22 protein-coding genes, 2 tRNA genes and 1 pseudogene are annotated in these 19,743 nt (G+C 66.7%); 15 read left to right on the top strand and 10 right to left on the bottom strand.

Going from position 1 to position 19,743, the window contains the following annotated elements; translation table 11 throughout:
• Positions 1–927: a sigma-70 family RNA polymerase sigma factor gene (locus FB471_RS30995; RefSeq protein ID WP_142003378.1), complete on the bottom strand. Its 927-nt coding sequence runs from the start codon at positions 925–927 to the stop codon at positions 1–3.
• 85 nt (positions 928–1,012) lie between these two features.
• On the opposite strand from FB471_RS30995, the gene dnaG reads away from it, so the two are divergent.
• Genes dnaG through FB471_RS30980 form a run of 3 tightly spaced genes read left to right on the top strand, consistent with a single transcriptional unit; the run spans position 1,013 to position 4,209 of the window.
• The gene (gene dnaG, locus FB471_RS30990) at positions 1,013–2,911 is read left to right on the top strand and encodes a DNA primase (protein WP_142003377.1); all 1,899 of its coding nucleotides are present in this window, start codon (positions 1,013–1,015) and stop codon (positions 2,909–2,911) included.
• Positions 2,908–3,420: a hypothetical protein gene (locus FB471_RS30985; RefSeq protein WP_142003376.1), complete on the top strand. Its 513-nt coding sequence runs from the start codon at positions 2,908–2,910 to the stop codon at positions 3,418–3,420. Before dnaG ends, FB471_RS30985 begins: the two co-directional genes overlap by 4 nt.
• A 24-nt stretch (positions 3,421–3,444) precedes the next feature.
• Positions 3,445–4,209, top strand: a complete 765-nt coding sequence (locus FB471_RS30980; protein WP_142003375.1) for a trans-aconitate 2-methyltransferase — start codon at positions 3,445–3,447, stop codon at positions 4,207–4,209.
• Between the two features lie 4 nt (positions 4,210–4,213).
• Here the strand turns inward: FB471_RS30980 and FB471_RS30975 are convergent, their stop codons facing one another.
• Complete coding sequence (locus tag FB471_RS30975) at positions 4,214–4,456, bottom strand: hypothetical protein (protein ID WP_142003374.1); 243 nt, start codon at positions 4,454–4,456, stop codon at positions 4,214–4,216.
• Positions 4,457–4,622: 166 nt separating this feature from the next.
• Between FB471_RS30975 and FB471_RS30970 the strand changes: the two genes are divergently transcribed.
• Positions 4,623–4,695, top strand: a tRNA-Asn gene (locus FB471_RS30970).
• 48 nt (positions 4,696–4,743) lie between these two features.
• Entirely contained in the window at positions 4,744–5,406 is a 663-nt protein-coding gene (locus FB471_RS30965) for a class I SAM-dependent methyltransferase (RefSeq protein WP_142003373.1), read from the top strand.
• Between the two features lie 48 nt (positions 5,407–5,454).
• Here the strand turns inward: FB471_RS30965 and FB471_RS30960 are convergent, their stop codons facing one another.
• A complete protein-coding gene (locus FB471_RS30960) occupies positions 5,455–6,018 on the bottom strand; it encodes an Rv1352/Rv1906c domain-containing protein (RefSeq protein ID WP_246076808.1) in 564 nt (187 codons plus the stop codon).
• Between the two features lie 390 nt (positions 6,019–6,408).
• Between FB471_RS30960 and FB471_RS30955 the strand changes: the two genes are divergently transcribed.
• A tRNA-Ile gene (locus FB471_RS30955) sits at positions 6,409–6,482 on the top strand.
• Positions 6,483–6,568: 86 nt separating this feature from the next.
• Positions 6,569–7,840 (top strand): site-specific integrase, encoded by a 1,272-nt coding sequence (locus FB471_RS30950; protein WP_142003372.1) that lies wholly within the window; start codon positions 6,569–6,571, stop codon positions 7,838–7,840.
• 28 nt (positions 7,841–7,868) lie between these two features.
• On the opposite strand, the gene FB471_RS30945 is transcribed toward FB471_RS30950, so the two are convergent.
• Positions 7,869–8,693 (bottom strand): restriction endonuclease, encoded by an 825-nt coding sequence (locus FB471_RS30945; protein ID WP_142003371.1) that lies wholly within the window; start codon positions 8,691–8,693, stop codon positions 7,869–7,871.
• 197 nt (positions 8,694–8,890) lie between these two features.
• Here FB471_RS30945 and FB471_RS30940 point away from each other — a divergent pair.
• Positions 8,891–9,238: pseudogene (locus tag FB471_RS30940) on the top strand (transposase); the annotation flags it as partial.
• A 9-nt stretch (positions 9,239–9,247) separates the two neighbouring features.
• Here FB471_RS30940 and FB471_RS30935 read toward each other — a convergent pair.
• Positions 9,248–10,531, bottom strand: a complete 1,284-nt coding sequence (locus FB471_RS30935) for an ISL3 family transposase (RefSeq protein ID WP_142003370.1) — start codon at positions 10,529–10,531, stop codon at positions 9,248–9,250.
• Between the two features lie 63 nt (positions 10,532–10,594).
• On the opposite strand from FB471_RS30935, the gene FB471_RS30930 reads away from it, so the two are divergent.
• Entirely contained in the window at positions 10,595–11,113 is a 519-nt protein-coding gene (locus FB471_RS30930; protein ID WP_342779498.1) for an IS5 family transposase, read from the top strand.
• A 21-nt stretch (positions 11,114–11,134) separates the two neighbouring features.
• On the top strand, positions 11,135–11,722 hold the full coding sequence (locus FB471_RS30925) for an NUDIX domain-containing protein (RefSeq protein ID WP_142003369.1): 588 nt from the start codon (positions 11,135–11,137) through the stop codon (positions 11,720–11,722).
• Here FB471_RS30925 and FB471_RS30920 read toward each other — a convergent pair.
• Positions 11,669–12,166 carry a hypothetical protein gene (locus FB471_RS30920; protein WP_246076807.1) on the bottom strand — a complete coding sequence of 166 codons (498 nt, stop codon included), beginning with the start codon at positions 12,164–12,166 and terminating at the stop codon, positions 11,669–11,671. The two genes, FB471_RS30925 and FB471_RS30920, sit on opposite strands and share 54 nt — an antisense overlap.
• A gap of 520 nt (positions 12,167–12,686) precedes the next feature.
• On the opposite strand from FB471_RS30920, the gene FB471_RS30910 reads away from it, so the two are divergent.
• Positions 12,687–13,145: a hypothetical protein gene (locus FB471_RS30910; RefSeq protein WP_142003367.1), complete on the top strand. Its 459-nt coding sequence runs from the start codon at positions 12,687–12,689 to the stop codon at positions 13,143–13,145.
• A 134-nt stretch (positions 13,146–13,279) separates the two neighbouring features.
• On the opposite strand, the gene FB471_RS30905 is transcribed toward FB471_RS30910, so the two are convergent.
• Entirely contained in the window at positions 13,280–14,188 is a 909-nt protein-coding gene (locus tag FB471_RS30905; RefSeq protein WP_141995943.1) for an IS3 family transposase, read from the bottom strand.
• Positions 14,188–14,511: a transposase gene (locus FB471_RS34660; protein ID WP_141995942.1), complete on the bottom strand. Its 324-nt coding sequence runs from the start codon at positions 14,509–14,511 to the stop codon at positions 14,188–14,190. Before FB471_RS34660 ends, FB471_RS30905 begins: the two co-directional genes overlap by 1 nt.
• 245 nt (positions 14,512–14,756) lie before the next feature.
• Between FB471_RS34660 and FB471_RS30895 the strand changes: the two genes are divergently transcribed.
• The 4 genes from FB471_RS30895 to FB471_RS30880 all read left to right on the top strand — a co-directional run bounded on the left by FB471_RS30895 (position 14,757) and on the right by FB471_RS30880 (position 17,222).
• The gene (locus tag FB471_RS30895) at positions 14,757–14,957 is read left to right on the top strand and encodes an SAV_915 family protein (protein ID WP_211358296.1); all 201 of its coding nucleotides are present in this window, start codon (positions 14,757–14,759) and stop codon (positions 14,955–14,957) included.
• The gene (locus FB471_RS30890) at positions 14,954–15,241 is read left to right on the top strand and encodes a hypothetical protein (protein WP_142003366.1); all 288 of its coding nucleotides are present in this window, start codon (positions 14,954–14,956) and stop codon (positions 15,239–15,241) included. The genes FB471_RS30895 and FB471_RS30890 overlap by 4 nt, the downstream gene beginning before the upstream one ends.
• A gap of 3 nt (positions 15,242–15,244) precedes the next feature.
• Positions 15,245–16,408, top strand: coding sequence for a hypothetical protein (locus tag FB471_RS30885; RefSeq protein WP_142003365.1), 1,164 nt, complete (start codon positions 15,245–15,247; stop codon positions 16,406–16,408).
• A gap of 61 nt (positions 16,409–16,469) precedes the next feature.
• Positions 16,470–17,222: a hypothetical protein gene (locus FB471_RS30880; protein WP_142003364.1), complete on the top strand. Its 753-nt coding sequence runs from the start codon at positions 16,470–16,472 to the stop codon at positions 17,220–17,222.
• A 27-nt stretch (positions 17,223–17,249) separates the two neighbouring features.
• Here the strand turns inward: FB471_RS30880 and FB471_RS30875 are convergent, their stop codons facing one another.
• Entirely contained in the window at positions 17,250–18,479 is a 1,230-nt protein-coding gene (locus FB471_RS30875) for a replication-relaxation family protein (RefSeq protein WP_142003363.1), read from the bottom strand.
• Between the two features lie 593 nt (positions 18,480–19,072).
• The gene (locus FB471_RS30870) at positions 19,073–19,696 is read right to left on the bottom strand and encodes a TetR/AcrR family transcriptional regulator (RefSeq protein WP_142003362.1); all 624 of its coding nucleotides are present in this window, start codon (positions 19,694–19,696) and stop codon (positions 19,073–19,075) included.
• Positions 19,697–19,743 lie beyond the last annotated feature (47 nt).

Here is a 19,743-nt window from a genome sequence, read left to right as displayed (position 1 = left end):
CTATCCCGGCAGGTGGGTGAGCTTGTCCGGGTTGGCCATGTCGTAGATCGCGACGACCTTGCCTGCGCGGATGCTCACCACCTGCACATGCGTGTCCAGGTCGCGATAACGCCCCTCGCCGGACGCCGGCGGCAGGTGGATCCCGAGATCGCCGTTGACCAGCACCGGCCGCGCCGCGGCGAACGCACCCGGCGGGTACATCTCGAGCAGGCCCGCGAGGAACCGGAGGATGCGGTCCGGGCCCACCATGACTTGCCGGGTGGTCTTCGCCTTGCCATCCCCGTCGCCGATCAGTACCACCTCCGGGTGCAGCACCTCGGCGACGGCCTGGATATCGCCGGAGCCCACCGCGGCCAGCAGCCGCTCCAGCACCTCCCGCTGCTCGGCCATGCTCGCGCGCGGCGGCGGTTCGGCCTCGGCCACCACCCTGCGGGCACGGGAGCCGTGCTGGCGCGCGGCCTCGACCGAGCAGCCGAGGATTCCGGCGATCTCCTCGAACGGCACGGCGAAGGCGTCATGCAGCACGAGGGCGACCCGTTGCTGCGGGGTCAGCTTGTCCAGTACCACCATGGCGGCCATCCGCACCCCGTCCGCGCGCACTACCGCCTCCAGCGGATCCTCACCGGGGCCACCGGTGAGTGGGGTGACGATCGGCTCGGGCAGCCACTGCCCGACGTAGCGCTCCCGCCGCGCCGTCGCGGAGCGCAGCCGGTCCAGGCAGATCCGGCCGACCACGGTGGTCAGCCATGCCTTCCGGTCGCGGATCTCGCCCAGCCCGTTCGCGCCCAGCCCGGACAGCCGCAGCCAGGCCTCCTGCACCGCGTCCTCCGAGTCGGACAGTGAGCCGGTGAGCCGGTAGGCGACCGCGATCAGGTGCGGCCGGAGGCCGGCGAACTCCGCCGCCTCCGCGTCCGGGGTGGCCGTCATACCCGCAGTATCCACCCCGGCCGGCACCGGCGCGACCATTCACCTGGCCGGAACATCGCGCCTCGCAGGTCCTAGACTCGGGTGCGTGGCGGGACGGATCCGGGAAAGCGACATCGCGGAGGTACGTGACCGTAACCGGATCGACGAGGTGATCGGCGACTACGTGGCCCTGCGCAGGGCGGGTGGCGGTGCCCTGAAGGGCCTGTGCCCGTTCCACGAGGAGAAGACGCCCTCGTTCAACGTGCGGCCGACGCACGGCACCTTCCACTGCTTCGGCTGTGGCGAGGGTGGCGACGTCATCAAGTTCATGATGAAGATCGAGCTGGTCGGCTTCCCCGAGGCGGTGGAGCGGTTGGCCGACCGGGTCGGCCTGCACCTGACCTACGAGGGCGGCGGCGGGAGCGTGCAACGCGACCGGGGCACCAGGGCCAGGATGGTCGAGGCGCACCGGCTGGCCGCCGAGTTCTACGCCGAGCAGCTGCTCTCCCCGGAGGCCCAGGCCGCGCGGGAGTTCCTGAGCGAGCGTGGTTTCGACCAGGCCGCCGCGCGGACCTTCGGCTGCGGGTTCGCCCCGGCCGGCTGGGACCGGCTCACCAAGTACCTGCTGAACAAGGGCTTCGAGCTGGACGAGCTGTACAAGGCGCAGCTGTGCAAGGAGGGACGCCAGGGCCCGATCGACCGGTTCCACCGCAGGCTGGTCTGGCCGATCAAGGACCTCGGCGGTGATGTCGTCGGGTTCGGCGCGCGCCGCGTCTTCGAGGACGACCCGATCCAGGCGAAGTACCTGAACACCAGCGAGAGCGTGATCTACAAGAAGTCCCAGGTGCTGTTCGGGTTGGACCTGGCCAAGCGGGAGATCGCCAAGCGGCACCAGGTGGTGGTGGTGGAGGGCTACACCGACGTGATGGCGATGCATCTGGCGGGCGTGCCCACCGCGGTGGCCTCCTCGGGGACCGCGTTCGGCGAGGAGCACATGCAGGTGCTGCGCAGGCTGCTGATGGACGACGACGCCTTCCGCGGTGAGGTGATCTTCACCTTCGACGGGGACGAGGCGGGGCAGAAGGCCGCGCTCAAGGCGTTCGAGGGGGACCAGACCTTCGCGGGACAGACCTATGTCGCGGTCGCACCGGCCGGGATGGACCCCTGTGACCTGCGGCTGACCAAGGGGGACGCGGCCGTGCGCGATTTGGTCGCGCGCCGGACCCCGCTGTTCGAGTTCGCCATCCGCAGCATGCTGGCCGAGTACGACCTGGACTCGGTGGACGGGCAGGTGGCCGCGCTGCAGCGCACGGTCCCGCTGGTGGCGCAGATCAAGGACAAGGCCAAGCGCGACGGCTACGCGACGAAACTGTCCTGGTGGGTCGGCTGGCAGGACGAGGCCATGGTGGTGCGCAGGGTGCGCGAGACGGCGGGCAGCCCGGCGGCGGCCAAGCAGGGCGGGCGCAAGGCGAGTAGCACCCGGAACAACGGATCGGGTGACGCGCAGGACCTCCCGCGCCCGGACCCGCGGGATCCCCGGCTGCGGGCGCAGCGGGAGGCGTTGAAGGCCGCCCTGCAGGAGCCGGCGATCGCCGGGCCGGAGTACGACGCGTTGCCCGAGGACGCCTTCACCCACCCGGCGTATGTCGCGGTGCATCGTGCGGTGTTGGCGGCGGGCGGCGCCTCCTGCGGGCTCGCCGGGCCCGCGCTGATCGACGCCGCCGGCCGGCACGGTCCGCAGGGGACGGTCCGCACGTTGCTCTCGGAGCTGGCGGTGGAACCGTTGCAGGCGCAGGGTGAGGTCGACGTCCGGTACGTGTCCGGGGTCCTCGCCGCGGTGCAGGAGAACCTGGTCGGCAGGCAGATCGGTGAGGTGAAGTCGAAGTTGCAGCGGCTGTCGCCGGTGGAGGCGGCCGAGGAGTACCGTGCGCTGTTCGGTGACCTGGTCGCGCTGGAGCAGTACCGCAAGGCGTTACGCGAACAGGCGATGGGAGGCCTGGAATGAGGCTGCTGCGCCGGTTGCTGGGCGGTGGCGCGCCCGAGGAACTCGCCGGTGCGCTCGCCGCCGGGGAGCACGTGGTCGGCTCGGCCCCGGTGGACGGCGGCGGCCTGGTGGCCGTCACCCCGTTGGGCCTGTGGGTACCCGCGGGGGAGGGCTTTCGTCGGATCGGGTGGCATCTGGTCAGCAAGGCCGTCTGGCGGGACGCGGTGCTGGAGGTCACCGAGGCCGAGGAGGTGGGTTCGGCGGGGGAGGCCGTGCTGCTGGCCGACACGGCACCGGTGCGGTTCCGGCTGAGCCGGCCCGGGGCGTTGCCGAAGCAGGTGCAGCAGCGGGTGGACGGCTCGATCCGCTCGCGCCATCGCGAGGAGCTGCCCGGCGGGGGCGCGTGGTTTGTGGTGCGCAAGGTGCCCGGCCAGGACGGGGCCGTGCTACAGGTGCGCGCGGACCCCGGGGTGGACACCGACCTGGTGGCCGGGATCGCCGCGGACGCGGCCGCGAAGCTGGCCACGTGACGAGCCTAGCAGTACGCTCGTACTGTGTGGGATCCTGGCAAGTACCTTGACTACGGTGATCTGCGGGCCCGGCCGTTCCACGATCTGGTCGGGCGGATCGGGGCGCGGCAGCCACGACGGGTGGCCGACCTCGGTTGCGGCCCGGGCAACCTGACCGCCGCACTGGCGCGGCGCTGGCCGGGGGCGCGGATCGAGGCCATCGACAGCTCCCCGGAGATGGTGGCCGCGGCCCGGGAGGCCGGGATTCCCGCCGAGGTCGGTGACGTGACCGAATGGCGGCCCGCGACGGACACCGATGTGATCATCTGCAATGCCGTACTGCAGTGGGTGCCCGGACACCGTGAGTTGCTGCGCCGCTGGGCGCGTGGGTTGCCGGAGGGTGGCTGGCTGGCCGTGCAGGTGCCGGGCAACTTCGCGGCACCCTCGCACGCGCTGATTCGCGAGCTGGCGGCGCGGCCGGAGTGGGTCGAGGCGTTGCGTGGCGTAGTGCGTACTGAGGACGTGGTGGAGGAGGCGTCGGCCTACGCGGAGCTGCTGGCGGACGAGGGGTGCGCTGTCGATGCCTGGGAGACGACCTATGTCCAGCGCCTCGGCGGGTCCGACGCCGTGCTCGAGTGGATCGCCGGTACGGCGCTGCGGCCCATCATGGCGGCTTTGGACCCGCAACGCTGGCAGCGTTTCCGTGCCCAGCTGGCGGGCCTGCTCGCCGAGGCGTACCCGCCTCGCGCCGACGGCACCACCTGGTTCCCGTTCCGCCGGGTGTTCGCCGTCGCCCGGTGTTCGTCCTGAGCGGTCAGCGCCGCCGCGTCGGGTGCCCGTTGGCGCCGTGGCCGGCGGGTTGCTCACCGCCGCGGGCGAACGGCATCCGTTCCCCCAGCCGCTCACCGAGCTTGGCCCTGGCGAACCCGGCCGCGCCCTGGACAGCGGGGTGGTCGGCGATCTTGCGATAGGTCCGTACCAGCTGGTCGTACCGCTCGCGGCCGGCACGCGTCCCCAGCACGTAGCCCATCACCGCGCCGAGCAGGAACTTCTTCATCCGCTCCCCGCCTCCTCATCGCTGGTCAACCTGTTCGCCCATTGTCCCTCACCCGCGCGGCGCCCGCGCACGGCGGCGGTCACCCGGGGTGCTGTACGACCCCGGACAGCGATGCGTTAAGGTATTGTCTCGTTGGCACGGGGAGGACCGAGCTGACAAGCTACATTCCCCTGTAGCTCAATTGGCAGAGCATTCGGCTGTTAACCGGAGGGTTGCTGGTTCGAGTCCAGCCGGGGGAGCGTCGCCCCAGGTAGTTGACCTGGGGCTTTTTCGTTTCCGGGGGTTGCGTGACCGAGTCGGGTTTCCTGCACCGCACTCGCGCGTCCTACGACGCGCTGGCCGAGGACTACGCCGAGTGGATCCGCACCGAGTTGGCCGCCAAGCCGCTGGACCGGGCGGTGCTCAGCGGGTTCGCCGAACTCGTCCGGGAGGCCGATGCCGGGCCGGTGGCGGACATCGGGTGCGGTCCCGGACGCCTGACGGCTCACCTGGACGGTCTCGGCGTGCCCGTGTTCGGGATCGACCTGTCGCCACGGATGATCGCGGTAGCCCGCCGGCTTTACCCCGCGCTGCGGTTCGCGGAGGGCTCGATGATCGCGCTGGACCTCGAGGACGGCAGCCTCGGTGGCCTCCTGGCCTGGTACTCGATCATCCATGTCCCGCGGGAGCGGCTGCCGGAGGTGCTCGCCGAGTTCCACCGGGTGCTGGCACCCGGCGGCTACCTGCAGCTCGGATTCCAGGTCGGTGACGAGCCCTTGCACCGGAGCGAGGCGGCCGGGCACGAGATCTCGCTGGACTTCCACCGGTGCCGGCCGGACCAGATCACCGAGCTGCTGAACCAGGCCGGGCTGGTGCCGTACGCCCGGATGGTGCGCGAGCCCGACGCGGACGGGAACTTTCCGGAGACGACCCCGCAGGCGTTCCTGCTGGCCCGCAAACCTCAGTCCTGACCGGGCACCCCTTCTTCAACAGCTCCGGGGCGCTGCGTCACTGCCTGGTCATTGCCTGGTCCATTCACCGCATCGCGCCGACCGGAAATCCTGCCCTTTCGCCAGGCTGATGGTGGGGTTGCCGCCACCGGGGATGCCGTTGTCGATGATGTCCCCGCCGTTGCTGCCGCTCGTGGTGATCGCCCAGTAGCACTCGGCGCCGACACTCGTCGCCCGGTACGTTCCCGGCTCGACATCCACGCCGACGACCCACACTCCGTCACCGACGGTGTTGGCTGCGGCGGTCCGCTCCGCCTCGCTGATCGCGGCCTCGCGTTCATCCAACCCGGCACTGCGCTGGTCCAGCTCGTCCACCCGCAGTGCGAGGTTGGTGTCGCGTTCGCTGAGTTCCGCTTCGCGCTCGCTCAGGGCGGCGAGGTCCGCTGCCGGAATCTCACCTGGTACCTCGACCTCTTTGGTGACGATTTCCGGTTCGGGTGCGAAAGCAACCGCACCGATGCCGATGCCGACGGCGGCGGCGGCGAGAATGCCGGCCAGCCACGGCCACCGCCGCACCGGCCTGCCGTCGGTGGCGTCGGGGGCCTTTCCACTCGTTTTCGGTAGCTCAGTCATGGCCATTCCTTCCCACGGGGTGATTACTCCTCGTGTGGATCTCCGTGGGTGTTGCGGGGGTTGCCGAGGTGATGCCGGTCCGTTATCGGCCGCTGATCGTCGTCCGGCCGCGGGGCAGGAGGTCACGTCACCTGGGGCACTGCCGATGCGTCGAGCAGGCGCCGCTACGCCGCTTCCCGGCGGCATCGCGGTGCCGGACCGCGGCCGAGCTCGTGGCCGCGATACTCGCATCGGGTGAATCGACCAACCGAGGCGCGGTTTCGGCGAGGCAGCCGACGGCGGGCGTGGGCGGCTCGCTATAGTTCCAGGGCGGACGAGACACAGGCCACCGCGGGGGCGGCTCGGGGGAGCGGCAAGGCGCAGCGGGGGTTCTGCACTCTTTGTTTGCGCGGGCCGGTAGCTCAGTTGGTTAGAGCAGAGGACTCATAATCCTTTGGCCGCGGGTTCGAGCCCCGCCCGGCCCACCCGACTTGAACAGGCGAAACAACCGAACAGACGCCAGCGAAGTTGATCGTTGGGTGCGGCCGTGGGTGCGAGTGCACTCACGGCTATGTCTCGTTCTGCCAGTGACAGCCGCCAGCGGGGGAGGATCGAGGAGCGTGCGAGCTCGCTCCGCGTGGTCGTATACGCCGGGGCCGATCCGGTCACCGGCAGGCGCAGCTACCTGCGTGAGAAGGTCGATGGCACGGACAAGGCGGCCTATCGGCAGGCCGAGAAGGTGCTGAACAAGCTGCTCACCAAGGTCAACGAGCAACGCGCGCCGAGTTCGTCCGCGACTCTGTCGTATGCCATTGACGAGTGGCTGCGTACAACCGAACTCGAAGACAGCACCCGCAATGCCTACGTGGGCTACATCGAGCGCGTGATAAAGCCGACGCTCGGCGATATGGCGGTTAACAAGATTGGCGTCCGCGAATTGGAGAACCTGTACGCGACGCTTCGACGCTGCCGGGCGCGCTGCGATGGCAAGCCGTTCATCGAGAAGCACAATGCCGAGGGTGAGCACGACTGCGTGGAGTCGCAGTGCGAGCCCCACGGATGTAGGCCGATGGCGGCGTCCACGGTCCGGCAGATCCACTCGATCATCAGCGGCATTCTGGGTGCTGCGGTGCGCTGGGACTGGATCAGCTCGAATCCGGCGAAGACTGCGCAGCGGCCGAGGCAGAAGCCGCCGGAACCGGACCCACCATCGGCTGCCGACGCTGCGCGGCTGGTCGAAGCGGCGTTCGAGATAAGCGAGGATTGGGGAACGCTGGTCTGGCTTGTGATGACGACCGGCATGCGCCGCGCCGAAGTGGCTGGACTGCGTTGGTCGCGAGTCGACCTGGATGCCGAGATCATTGAGATTCGGCGGACCTACGTGCAGAGCAAAGGTAAGGGCAAGGAGAAGGACACGAAGACACACCAGATGCGTCGGCTCGCGCTCGACTCCGAGACGGTCGCTCTGCTCCGGGCACACAAGAGGTGGCGCGCGGACGAACTCGCCAAGGTCGGCGTGGAGCTGACCGATGACATGTTCGTGTTTATGAGCGCACGGACAACGGACCCGACCAAGCTCTACTCGCCAGATGCGATCTCTCGCCGGTACAAAAAGATGGCAGCGCGACTTAAGCCGCCGATCAAGACGCACATTCACGCCTTGCGGCACTTCTCGGCAACCGAGCTTCTAACTGCCGGAATCGACCTGCGCACCGTCGCTGGCCGACTCGGCCACGGCGGGGGAGGGGCGACCACCTTGCGTGTTTATGCTGCTTGGGTGGCTGCCTCTGACCGAAAGGCTGCGGAAGTTCTCGGTTCACGTATGCCCAAGAGGAGGCTCTAGATTTACGGCGTGCGAGCATCGTGTACTGTTACTTGAATGGCGAGTCGAATGGCCACCCTTCGGGCCTTATGTAGTCAAGCTTGTCAAGGGGTATGCCAGTCGTTTTTGAGATCTTCTCCATGTTTTCGAGCACTTCCTGTTCGTTTGATGCCAGGGTCCTAACTACTGGCATGCCGCCAGCTTGGATCTGTATCCATCGATGCATAGGTGTTCCGCCTTCGATTACTGTTCCGAATGAGATGTCTTTAAAGTGGATATCATAGTCCGCCAATATATTATTGATAGAATATCTTTGTTGTTCTAGATCCCCATCGGTTGGGTTTGAGGTTCCGTAGTGGCGATAGACTTCTATTAATGGTCCATTTTTGTCGCCATCGTGACTGACATACACTCGGAATCCTGCGTTTCGAAGGGCATTGACTGCCTTTGATTTGTTCTGGCTATTGAATCGTACTCTGCGTGTAACAGTTCCCTTGGGTCTCCACTTCGCGAGGTTATCGATGGATAATGCTGCGACCCGTACGCCCCGGGCCAACTTTGCTCGGGCTCGTGCATTTGAACTGGCGTTGCTGGACGTTACGATCATACCTAGATCCGCCCCGACATCTTCGACCGTTCCGATGAATCCATCGATATCAGAAATGTCCAGATTGCTGCGCCAATGTTTGCAGTCAACGATCATTTTTGCGTCGGTGATCCCAAGCACCTTTCCTTCCACAAGGACATCAATTTGCCTACTTGTTTTGGAGCTTCGACTTGGCAAGTGCGCGTTCCTTGACACGGTGGCATCGCTGCCAACGATGGAAGAAAGTATATCGGCGACGCCATTTTCGAATTCTCTGTATTCGCTCACTGGTCACGCCCTCGGTTTGATACCTATTAAGCACTCTAGTTTTGGGCAGAAGTTGGGCTGGTCATGCTTCGTTGTAGTGCGGCGGGGTTGGAAGACAATGTAGCGCGACCTCCAGCGGGCGTGAGGTACGAGTGCGGTCTGCACTAAGAGCGTGTCTCAGTTGGCCGAGGGGCGGTTGGTGTGCATGATGCTCACTTGTGGACGATCTTGCACGCCGCTTGGTGCCGGACGAGTTGTGGGCCTTGGTCGAACCGCTGATCCCGATGGCCGGTGTGCGGCCCCAGGGCGGCGGCAAGGCGCCGGCGGATGCCCGTGCGGTGTTCACCGCGATCGTGTTCGTGTTGACCAGCGGATGTGCCTGGAGGCACCTACCGCCCTCGTTCGGAGTGACGGTACCCACGGCGCATCGGTGGTTCACCCGCTGGACCGCCGAGGGGTTATGGCCCCGCCTGCACCGCGCTGTGCTCGACGAACTCGGCAGCGAAGGGATGATCGACTGGTCGCGCGCGGTCCTGGGCGGAGCGTCCGTCAGGGCCAAAAAAGGCTCTGTTGATCTATGTGTGGGTGCGGTCTGGTAGTTCGGGACGGTGGCCGCCGAGTGCGAGGAGCGCGAGGGAGATCAGGGCGTCTGCGTGTTTGAATCCGAAGGCCAGTCGTGTCAGCAGCCGGATCTTGGTGTTGGTCGATTCGATCAGCGCGTTGGACAGGCCGTGGTCGAGACTGGCATGGATTGCTGCGCGCTCGGCTCTGATGGTGCGGGCGAGCTTGACGAACTCGGGTATCCGGCAACGCGCCGCCCAGGCCAGCCACCGTTGCAGTGCTTCTTTGCCGGGCTGGCCGCCGACGGCGAAGACGTGCCGGAGTCCTTCTTTAAGCAGGTATGCCCGGTAAAGACGGGGGTCGGTTTTGGCGATCCAGGCAAGTTTGTGGCGCTGATGATCGGTGAGGTTTTCCGGGTTCTTCCACAACGCCCATCGCGCGCGTTTCAAGCCTTGAGCGGCGCCGGCTGATGCGGTGCGGCCACGCCGGTCCTTGTGGCTGCCACCAGGTTGGCGGCGTGCGGTGTTCCATACCTGGCGCCGGACCTGGTCCAGAGCGTCGGTGGCCCACTTGACCACATGGAACGGATCGGCGCAGCGGACCGCGTCCGGGCAGTACTGCTCGACGGTGCGGGCGATCCACGCGGCCGCGTCCGCCGAGACGTGCGTTATCCGCGCGCACCTCTGGGGCCCGAGTAGCTCGAAGAACGCGGCCAGTGTCGGTTTGTCGTTGCCCGCCGCCGCCCATACCAGCCGTCCGGTGTCGTGGTCGACGACAACGGTGAGATATCGATGGTTCTTTTTGTAGCTGATCTCGTCGATCCCGATTCTGCGCAGCCCTGCCAGGCGATCCACTCGTGCGTCGATGTCGGCCCGGACTCGGGTGATGATCGAGCCGACCGTGGGCCAGGCGATCCGCATCAGCTGCCGGACCGTAGACCTCGACGTCGCGGTCGCCAGCCAGGCGACGGTGTCGTCGAAGGCGCGGGTATGCCCGGCTCCGTGCCGGGCCCAGGGCACCGCACTGACCACGACCCCGTGCTCACGACACCGCACCCGGGATGCGTCAGCTTCGACGAATGCCTGCACGGTTCCCAGGTCCAGCGCACGCCATCGACGCCGGCCCCGGCCGGCGTCATAGCGCGGGCAGCGCCGCGAGCACACCCCGCACCGGTCACGATCCCGCCGCCGGACCCGCACCGCGGCCACCAGCACCTGCTCGGCCTCATCGAACTCGACCGACTCCACGACCGCTGTGTTCACGCCCAGCAGCCGACCCCATACCCTGACACCGGGCACGTCGTTCTCCGTCTATCCGGTTTCTGTTCCTCGACAGCTCAGAAACCTAGACCCAGCAACGACGTGCCCTTCTGCTACCTGGGCAAACTACCCACACATCAGTACAAAGAGCCCCAAAAAAGGGGAACCTTGACCGGGCCGAACCCGGTCGACCGCGGCAAACCCGGATCGAAGATCCATGCTCTGTCCGACCGTGGAGGTATCCCGCTCACGGTCGGTGCCTCGGCGGCCAACACGCACGACAGCCACGCCCTCAAACCCCTGGTCAAAGCGGTTCCGCCCATCCGATCCCGACGTGGCCCACGCCGTAGCCGACCCGCCAAGCTGCACGCCGACAAGGCTTACGACATCGCCGGTCTGCGCGGATGGCTCCGACACCGGGGCATCACCCCGCGCATCGCCCGTAAAGGCATCGAGTCCACCGACAAGCTCGGCAAGCACCGCTGGGTCATCGAACGCAGCATCGCTTGGCTGTTCGGCTACCGCCGCCTGACCATCCGCTACGAACGCCATGGACACCTCTTCTGCGCCTTCCTCACCCTCGCAGCGGCACTCACCTGCTACAAGAAACTTACCAAGTAAGACACGCTCTAAGCTGCCGTGGTGACTGGTGAACACGCCCATTGGCAGACGTTCGGTGAGCGGACGATCTATGACAACAAGTGGGTCCGGCTCGGGCTAACTGATGTGCAGGCGCCGAACGGTGAGCGGTGGGAGTATCACGTTGTCCACCTCGCGCGCATCGCCATTGCGTTGATCGTGGACGAGCAGGACCGGGTGCTGATGCTGTGGCGGTATCGGTTTGTTACGGACCAATGGGGTTACGAACTGCTCGGCGGACTGGTAGAGGACGGCGAGGACCCGACCGCGACGGCGGCGCGTGAGGCTGCCGAGGAGAGTGGTTACCGGCCGCTGGGTGAGCCTGAGCATCTGATCGGGTTCGAGCCGTTGCCGGGGCAGGTCACGGCGCCGGTGGACGTGTTCTTGTGGCGCGGCGCCGAGCAGATCGGCGAGCCGACGGACACCGAGGAGGTCGGCCGTTTGGAGTGGGTGTGGCTCAGCCGTATCCCGGGGCTTGCGCAGCGGCAACAGCTCCTTGGGGCGGGTGCGTTGGTGCCGTTGTTGTACTACGTGGCGTCACGCGGCGCCGGTGCTGCTGGTGGGCAGGATGAGCCCACTGAGTCGGCGTAGTTGCCGGTAGGACTTGATCTGGAGTGCGAGACGGCGTGCCTGCCGGGCGTGCGCCAGTGCCGCGTCACGGTCGTGGGCGGCGGCGTAGGCATACGCAAGATCGACCAGCATCCCTGTTCGAGCGCGGACGAAGTCCTCGGGCAGGCGCGGCAGGGCATGGTCGAGTTGGTCGATGGCTTGGTGGTCGCCGAGTCGGCTGAGTGCGCTACCGCGCCAGCGGTCAAGGTGGACGCCGCCGAGGAACAGGAACGGCAACGCCGGGTCTACCGGGTCGTCCGGAAGCAACCCAGCGGCGGTGTCGAACGCGCGGAGTGCGTCGCTGCGGTGAAGGGCCAGGTCACCGGCGCAGTGAACGGTGGGTGAATGCCTGATGTCAGCCCGCCGAGCGTCGTACGCCTGCGGTTCCGGCGCGGAACCGTGGGCGAGCTGAACCGCACCGTTCACCTGACCACCGACCCCCGCGCACTCGCCAGTACCGAGGACACCTGTCCGGCGCTGGCTTTGTGTGGGCAGGAACTTCCGGCAGGCGCCGCAGAAATCCTGCCGCCGGACACGACAGGGATGCCCTGCATCGGGTGCCTGCTCCGCGCTCCAACACCGGACGACCTACCCATGATCGGCGCCGATGCCCGGTGCCTTCCACCCGAGGGTGGCTTGCCGTGAGCACACGGTTGGAGTGGCGACGCACGGCCGAAGACACCGAGGTGCACGGCTGGACCGGCGACTGCGAATGCGGCTGGCCCGTCGCGCTGTGCGGCTACTCCTGCCGCCCCCGCGCCATCATCCCCTGCTCCACTGGGCACCGGTGCCCAGACTGCGCCCGGCTCGCCAACCAGAGCGAAGCACCCATTCCACCGGCAAGCCTCGATAAGCGTCGATGGCAGGGACACGGAGTGCACGCCGCACTTGGGGTCGCCGCGGTGGTACTTCTCGCAGTCTTGCTCGTGCTGTCGGCGGTGGGGCAGTGAACCGACGCCGCCACGCGCCCCCCGACCATTTGGCGCATCTTCGCGCAGATGCCACCGAGATCGCAGGTTGGGACGAAGCCACCCGCAAGTTCCGTACCTGTCTCGACTGCCACACCACCTATGCCACCGCCCAGGACGCCACACGCTGCGAGCAGCTCCATGAAGCCCCACGGCTGCGCGCCGCCGCTAACAAGCACACGCAGAGGGAATCTATGCAGGAACGTGACCAGCGACTTCTAGACCGGGTGCGCTGGCTGCGGTGGTACCTGAACCAGGGCCCCGACGCCGACGTCGCAATCGGCGAGGGGCAGGCCCAGCACACCGAACTGTTCCGGGGCCTTGGGCATCGCCTGCACGACATCGGCCGTGACCTGCTCATACGCGTCAACGAGCTGGATGGCACGCCGTTCCTGCCGCCTGCTCAGTGTCGACAACCGGGCGAGTCGGAGTCCTGACGCGTTACCGGCGAAGGCTGCCCGCCACGCATCTGAGCCGAAAGGCCCCAACACCCGGAACCGTACGCTACCCTGACGCGTCGAAGGGCTACCTGAGGTTCACCCCGAATGGTGGACAGGGGCTTACGAGGGGGTCAGGCCGCCGTTCGGAGTGCCTGCTCGAAGTTGTCGGGGCTGAGCATCCCGATCGCGGAGTGCCGCCGCGTACTGTTGTAGAAGCTGATCCATTTGTCAATCGCGGCAACGAGTTCTGTCTTCGTGGCGTAGGCGTGCCGGTAGTAGTGCTCGTGTTTGAACGTCGACCAGAACGACTCCGCTGGGCTGTTGTCCCAGCAGATTCCGGTCGCGCCCATCGACCGGCGCAGGCCGTGCCGGAAGCACGCCGTCGCTGTCAGGTGCGCGGTGTACTCGCCGCCACGGTCGGAATGCAGGATCGTGCCACGGCATCTGCCGCCACGGGTGCCCACGGCGGCATCGATGGCGTCGGTGACCATCTCGGCGCCGATGTGGTCGGATACGCTGTAGCCCAACACTTTCCGGGACTGTCCGTCCCGGATCGCGCACAGGAACATGTCACCCTGACCACACGTCAGGTACGTGATGTCGGTCAGCCAGACCGCGTCGAGCCGGTCCCGGTCGAAGTGCCGGTCGACCAGATCCGGTGGGAACGACGCGGCCGGATCGACCACTGTCGTCTTCACCTTGAACGTGCGCGGGCTGATGCCCTCAAGCCCGATCGAGGCCATGATCTTGGCGACGGTCTTCGCTGTGACCACCTCGCCCTGCTCACGCAGCTCGGCGGTGATCCGCGGCGACCCGTAGATCCCGCTCGAGTCCTTGTGCGCCTGGGTGATCTTCACCTCGAGATCGGCTCGGCGTTGCTGCCGCGGAGTCAACACCGTTGCCGCCACACGTTTCACATGCGCGTAGTAGCCCGCCCTCGACACGCCCAGCAGCCGCGCCATACGCCGCACTGAGAACCGCGTGTTCGGCGGCGAAGTGGTGGTGTCAGCGAACTTGTCGGGGCCGGCGTACTTGGCCATCAGAGCGAACCGGGCCGGTTCTTCTGCATCGCGGCAAAGTACGCCGAAGCTTTTACCAGGAACGCGTTGTCCTTCTCCAGCTCGGCCACCTGTCCGCGCAACCGCAACAGTTCGGCCCGCTCGGCGGCCTCCAGAGGTTTGTCTCCGTGGACCTCGGCCGCGGTGACCCGTCGACGTTCGTCTTTGACCCAGACACTCAACATGCCCGCGTCGATACCCAGCTCGCGGGAAACCTCAGCGATCGTCCGGCCGGAATCGATCACGCGATGAGCAGCCTCGACCTTGTACTCGGCCGTGTACGAACGGCGCTTGCGAGGAGGCATGAGGACATCCTTTCAGCAGGACGACTGGTCCTGCTAACTCGGTGTCCACTACCCGGGGTGAACCTCAACCCGACGTGACACGGAGGGCAGGTTCGGTGGCCGAACAAGTCGGTGGGGATACACAGGGGGAACTGAACGGGCTGGCATCCGGCGCCGCAGGGGCGCCCATCCCTCACAACTTTCCACCCGTTGTCTACTTGCCGTGCGTTGAGGCCGTGGCGGATGCCACGCGGGCCCGTGTGGCGATGAGAACGACCAAGGACGGCCGGGTGGCGCTACTCGCCTATTCCGCGCTGGATCGGCTGCACACCTGCTGCGGCCCGAACCAACCCTGGATCGTCATGCCTACCGCTGCGCTTGATGGACTCCAGCAGGCGCAGCCCTTCCAGTTGTTGCTGCTCGACATCATGATCCCCGAGGACAAGCGACAGGAGGGTGCTTCGTGAGTGGGCCCGAGGTTGACTACGGGACGCTCGACGGCATCGCCAGCACACTGCGCAACGCCAGCACAGACGTTGACGCGCTCGGCAACTCCGTGCCCGGCACGCCGGACGCGGGCGACGGAACACCCGCCGTGACCGGAATTCTCGCACACCTGGTGGAGAACGCGAGCGCGCTCGTGCTCGGCGCGGCGGGCGCCGGTGACGATGTCGCGTCGGCCAAGCAGCGTTACCAGGAGCAGGACGGCGTCGCGACCGAAGACGTCCAGCGCGCCGGTGGGGCGAGGTGAGACGTGAGCATCGACACCAAGATCGAAGGTAACCCGGAGAACGTCAGGGGTGTCAGCAACTGGCTGCGGGATTCGCTGGCCGCCGGCGTTTCCGATGCAGCGGGTCAGATCTACCAGGCTCGCAACAGCGCGGACGCGGGCTGGCAAGGTGAAGCTGGCGAGGCGTTCAGTGGCAAGATGACCACCGCAGCGCGGAAGACGGATGAGTTGGCCGCCGCCGCCAACACCGCTGCGCAGAACATCGACACCTACGCCGCTGAGCTACACCGGGCACAAGAGGACATGCGAGGTGTACGGGAACGCGCCGCCGCAGCCGGGCTGATGGTGAACGGCGACCTCATTGAAGACCCTGGCAAGGGGCCACCGGCGCCCGGCGCGCCACCGACCGGGGACGCGGTCACCCCCGGGGCTGTCTCGGCGCACAACGACGCCGTGGCTGCCTCCAACGCGCATGCAAGCAAGGTCGCCGCGTACAACACAGCCAAGACTGAATCTGAGGCCGCGAAGCACATCGCGAAGCTGGCCGCGGAGACGGTGAAGAACGCATGGCAGGATATCAAGCAAAAGCCGCTACTTGCCGTCGGTGATCTAACCAACGGCACGGCTGCGGCACTCGCTGCGAAACATGCAAGCATCCTCGGCAAACAGGCGAAGTTCCTTTCCGAGGAGTCCGTTAAACTCGTAGAGCGAGCACGTGCCGCCCCGGCGGGCACCAATGCGTCGCAGATCTACCGTGACTTCGACGCGGGCAGGGCGGTAGCATACCAGGCTGATGATGTCGCCGCTGCCGCGAAGAACGTGGACGGAAACGCCGCCAAATGGGGCTTTCGCGCGGGCGGAGCGCTGGCCGCCGCGGGTGTCGTCTACGATATCGCGAACGGGAAACCGGTCGCGCAGGCGGTCACCTCGGGGGCGGTCGGCTTCGGCGCATCGATGGCCGCAGGCGCCGCGGTCGGCTCATTCATCCCGGTTCCGGTGGCGGGCACGGTGGTAGGCGCAATTGTCGGTGCCGGGGTTGGCGTGTTCACATCCGGTATGGTCGATTCTCTGTGGGAGAACGGAGTGGGCGCTGTGGGCGACGCAATCGAAGACGGACTAGATGCTGTGGGTGACACAGCCGAGGCCGTCGGTGGCGTGATTGGGGACGCGTGGGATGCCATCTTCTAGTTCGTTGCCCCGTCCGGACGAGTGGCCTGCTGGCGTTGGCGCGAGACTGAAGTTCTCGTTCGTGTTCATCCTTCTGCTTGTTCTACTATGCGTTCCCGTTGGATACGGTTTCGTCTCGATTGACAAGCCGTCGGCGCTCAAGTACGTTTGGCTGTTCGCCGCTATCTTGCTATTGATTGCGGCATTTGGTCTGATCACCAGGTTGTATCGACCACATATCGCCAGCGACATCGCAACCACTACGTATCAGGGTCGTCCGGCAACCGAGATTCGGTACTCCATGGTGACGTTCGCGATCTTGATAGCGCTTGTCGGCTGCGCGAGTGCGATGGCCGTGCTGGCTACGTTGGACTACGCATCCGCTGATGGCGTCGGAGGAAAGCCTGTTGTTGTCGTTTTGTGCGGGCTGGCTTCCCTCTTCATGCTCAGCTTTTTCTGGTTGATGGCGGTCGGTCAGTTGCGACGCGGCCGGGTCGTGCTGACTCAACAGGGGATTTACCAGCGGGGATTCACCTTCACCTCGTTTCTGCCGTGGGAGTCCTTTGTCACGGTTGGCGCGGCCTACAATGGCAGGCCCGAGGTGCTGGCGGTCGCATACCGGAACGCGCCGTGGGAGAAGCGGCAGTTCGGCAGGCCGTGGCGGATCGACAGGTTGCCTCCCGTCCCGATGATCGAGATCGACCTGATCTTCTTTGCACTAGATGCCAGCCTCGTCTACCACCTAGTGCGATTCTATGTGGAGAATCCGGTCGCGCGTGCGGAACTCGGCACAGAGGCATCACTTGAGCGGGCCCGTGTCGGTGCGTTCAGCTAACGGTCAGCACCATGAGGCTTCGACTGATCACTGCCGCTTGCGGTTACGCGGCAGGGACCACGGTTCGTCCGTCCGCCCGCGTACCGGCGGCTGCGCGGCCATCCGCCGTTGTACCCCATCCAGCGTGACCGGATCCTCGTCATCGCCAGTGTCGTCGTAGAGCTCGATATCGACCTCGTCGTCCTTGATGGGTTGTCCGGTGTACGGGTTGCGCTTGATCGCCCGTTGGCCGGTCGCCGGGTCGAGCCCGCGGGCTTTCATCTCTTCGGCGGTCATGCCGAACCGGCGCTGGTGGAAGGTGGGCTGTTCGATCATGGCCATGGTGAACGGCTTGTCCAGCAGCGGCGGCCAGTGCTCGCGGGGTCCACGCTGCGGCAGGTCGGCCAGCCGTACCAGCCACTGCGCCGAGGCGGCGTCCACATCAAGTCGAGCCTTGCCGACCACCGCCCACACAGCCCCCGCCGGGCCGTCCGGATCACCGTGGTCGCGGGCGGCGGTGGCCATCACGAACCGCAGCCGCTCACCCCCGATGGCCTTGGCGAGCGCGCGATGCACCGTCCGCTCCCGCCGGGCTGAGTGCAGCCAAAACAGCACGATCCCGAACGCGTCAGTGGCCATCTCCTCGTAGCGCTTGACCTTCTCCAGCAATCGCTGCAACGACTCCGTGCCGGTGTCGTACTCCAAAAAGAACCGAACCATCCGACCTCGTTCTTCGAAGCATCCGTAGGAATCCGGCCGGACCCACCCGGCACCCTCGAATTCCCCGAACCATTCCCGCGCCGTGATTTCCGACATCCAGAGTGTGAGCCCGCCGAATCCCTTTTCCGGGCCGACACATTCCTCGGGATGCGCACACGCGTACTGCACGAGATCGCAGAAGAACTGATTCGTTCCCAGCAGATGCCGCAGTTGCGGCGATTCGGCCAGCCGGGTCAGCCGGGTCTGCCACGCGCCGGGACGCGGCGGATCTTCCACCCGCTGCGCGGCCAGCAGTTGCGCGCCGAGGTAGCCCAGCGCGTAGTGATGCGGCGCCGAGCCGCCACCCACGACCGCCGGACGCCAGCGCCACAACAGCCCCCGCCGCGCCAGCGCGACCAGCCGCCGCTGCGCGCGATCCAGCGTCGGGAACTCCAGCGCGGCGATCTGCGCAGTAGTGAGCACCTTGTGTGCCTCCAGCAGAGCCAGGATGCGCCGGTCGCGATCACGAAGCCAGGACCACACGGCGGCATCGGGCTCACCGGCACGCCTGCTCGACATCCCCCACGCGCACGTGCGCCCCCCATGTGGGAACCATTGCGGTTCGTCGGGCTCTTCCTCCCCGCCACCTGCGGCTTAGTAGCGTACGACCCCACCGTATGCCCACCGTATCCGAGACGGCGGGCATACGGACACCGAAACGGCGACGACTCGGTGACCGGAACGGGACGCTCGGTGCAGGATCAACGGCCCGGTGCGCATGACCGAGTCCGGATCGGACGGACCTCTACGGGCGGCCCAACAGCCAGGATAGCGCGGTTCGCATTGTGGTGCATTCGGTCCGCAACGTGTGGCGACCTGAACTCTCGACTCTTTGGGCACGCACCAGTGACAGTTGTCCGGTTTGCTATGAGGATGCTGACTCGGTCAGGGGTCGAGCACGAGCTGAGGGAGCCGGAGCGCTGGGGTAGCTGAGTTCGATTCGGTCTCCGCTGCGGCGTCTGGGCTCAGCTCGATCACGCCGTCGACCACAACCTCGGTGCGGTCGAGCTCCGGTACCACGGCGTCCTGGCGCACGCGGGGCCGGGCGCGGACCGGTGAGCACCAGCAGCACCTGCTTCTGCCCGGATGCCGCGGGGAAGGGCCGAAGGTTCTCACCGGCTCGCGCGGAGGTAGCCGGTGATCATCGCCACGAGCTCGTGCTCCAGCCGTGTGGTGTCGATGGAGCCGGGCGCGGCGATGAGCTGGTGCACGGTGAGCTCCACGGTGGATGTCACGAGTCGGGCGGCCGTGTCCTTGTCCTGGACCCGGGCTTCGGGGTGGCGGTCGAGCAGGTCCCGCAGGTGACCGATCATCGCCCACTCCTGCTGGGTGATCCTCTCCAGGAGCTCGCCGGAGCGGGGTGCCTGCTCGATCATGATCCGCAGCAGCTGCGGGTCGTCGAGATGGTTTTCGATCACCGTTCGCACGAACACCCGGATGATGTCCTCGAGCGACTCCGGCGGGCCTTTGTACTGGCTGAGCGTTGCGGTGGCCCGGTCACCGTCGAGGTGGCGGGTCAGCAGCTCGGCCAGGATCGCGTCCTTGTTCGGGTAGTACTGGTACAGCGAGCCGATGGAGATCCGCGCCTGCTCGGCGATCCGGTTCGTGGTGCCCGCGGCGTAGCCGTACTCGGCGAAAATGTGAGCAGCGGCGGTGAGGATGCGCTGCCGGGTTAGCTCGGCCCGGACCTGGCGTGGCTGTTTACGTGGCTGAAGCCGGCGCTGCTCCGACGTCATGGCACCCCCTGTGAACCGGCGCGAAAGCGAGTAGTGCGCGAACCGAA

The organism is Amycolatopsis cihanbeyliensis (genome assembly GCF_006715045.1).
GTDB classification, from domain to species: Bacteria; Actinomycetota; Actinomycetes; order Mycobacteriales; family Pseudonocardiaceae; genus Amycolatopsis; species Amycolatopsis cihanbeyliensis.
Note: the sequence above shows the minus strand (reverse complement) of the source record. Positions and strands in the feature narration are given on the sequence as shown.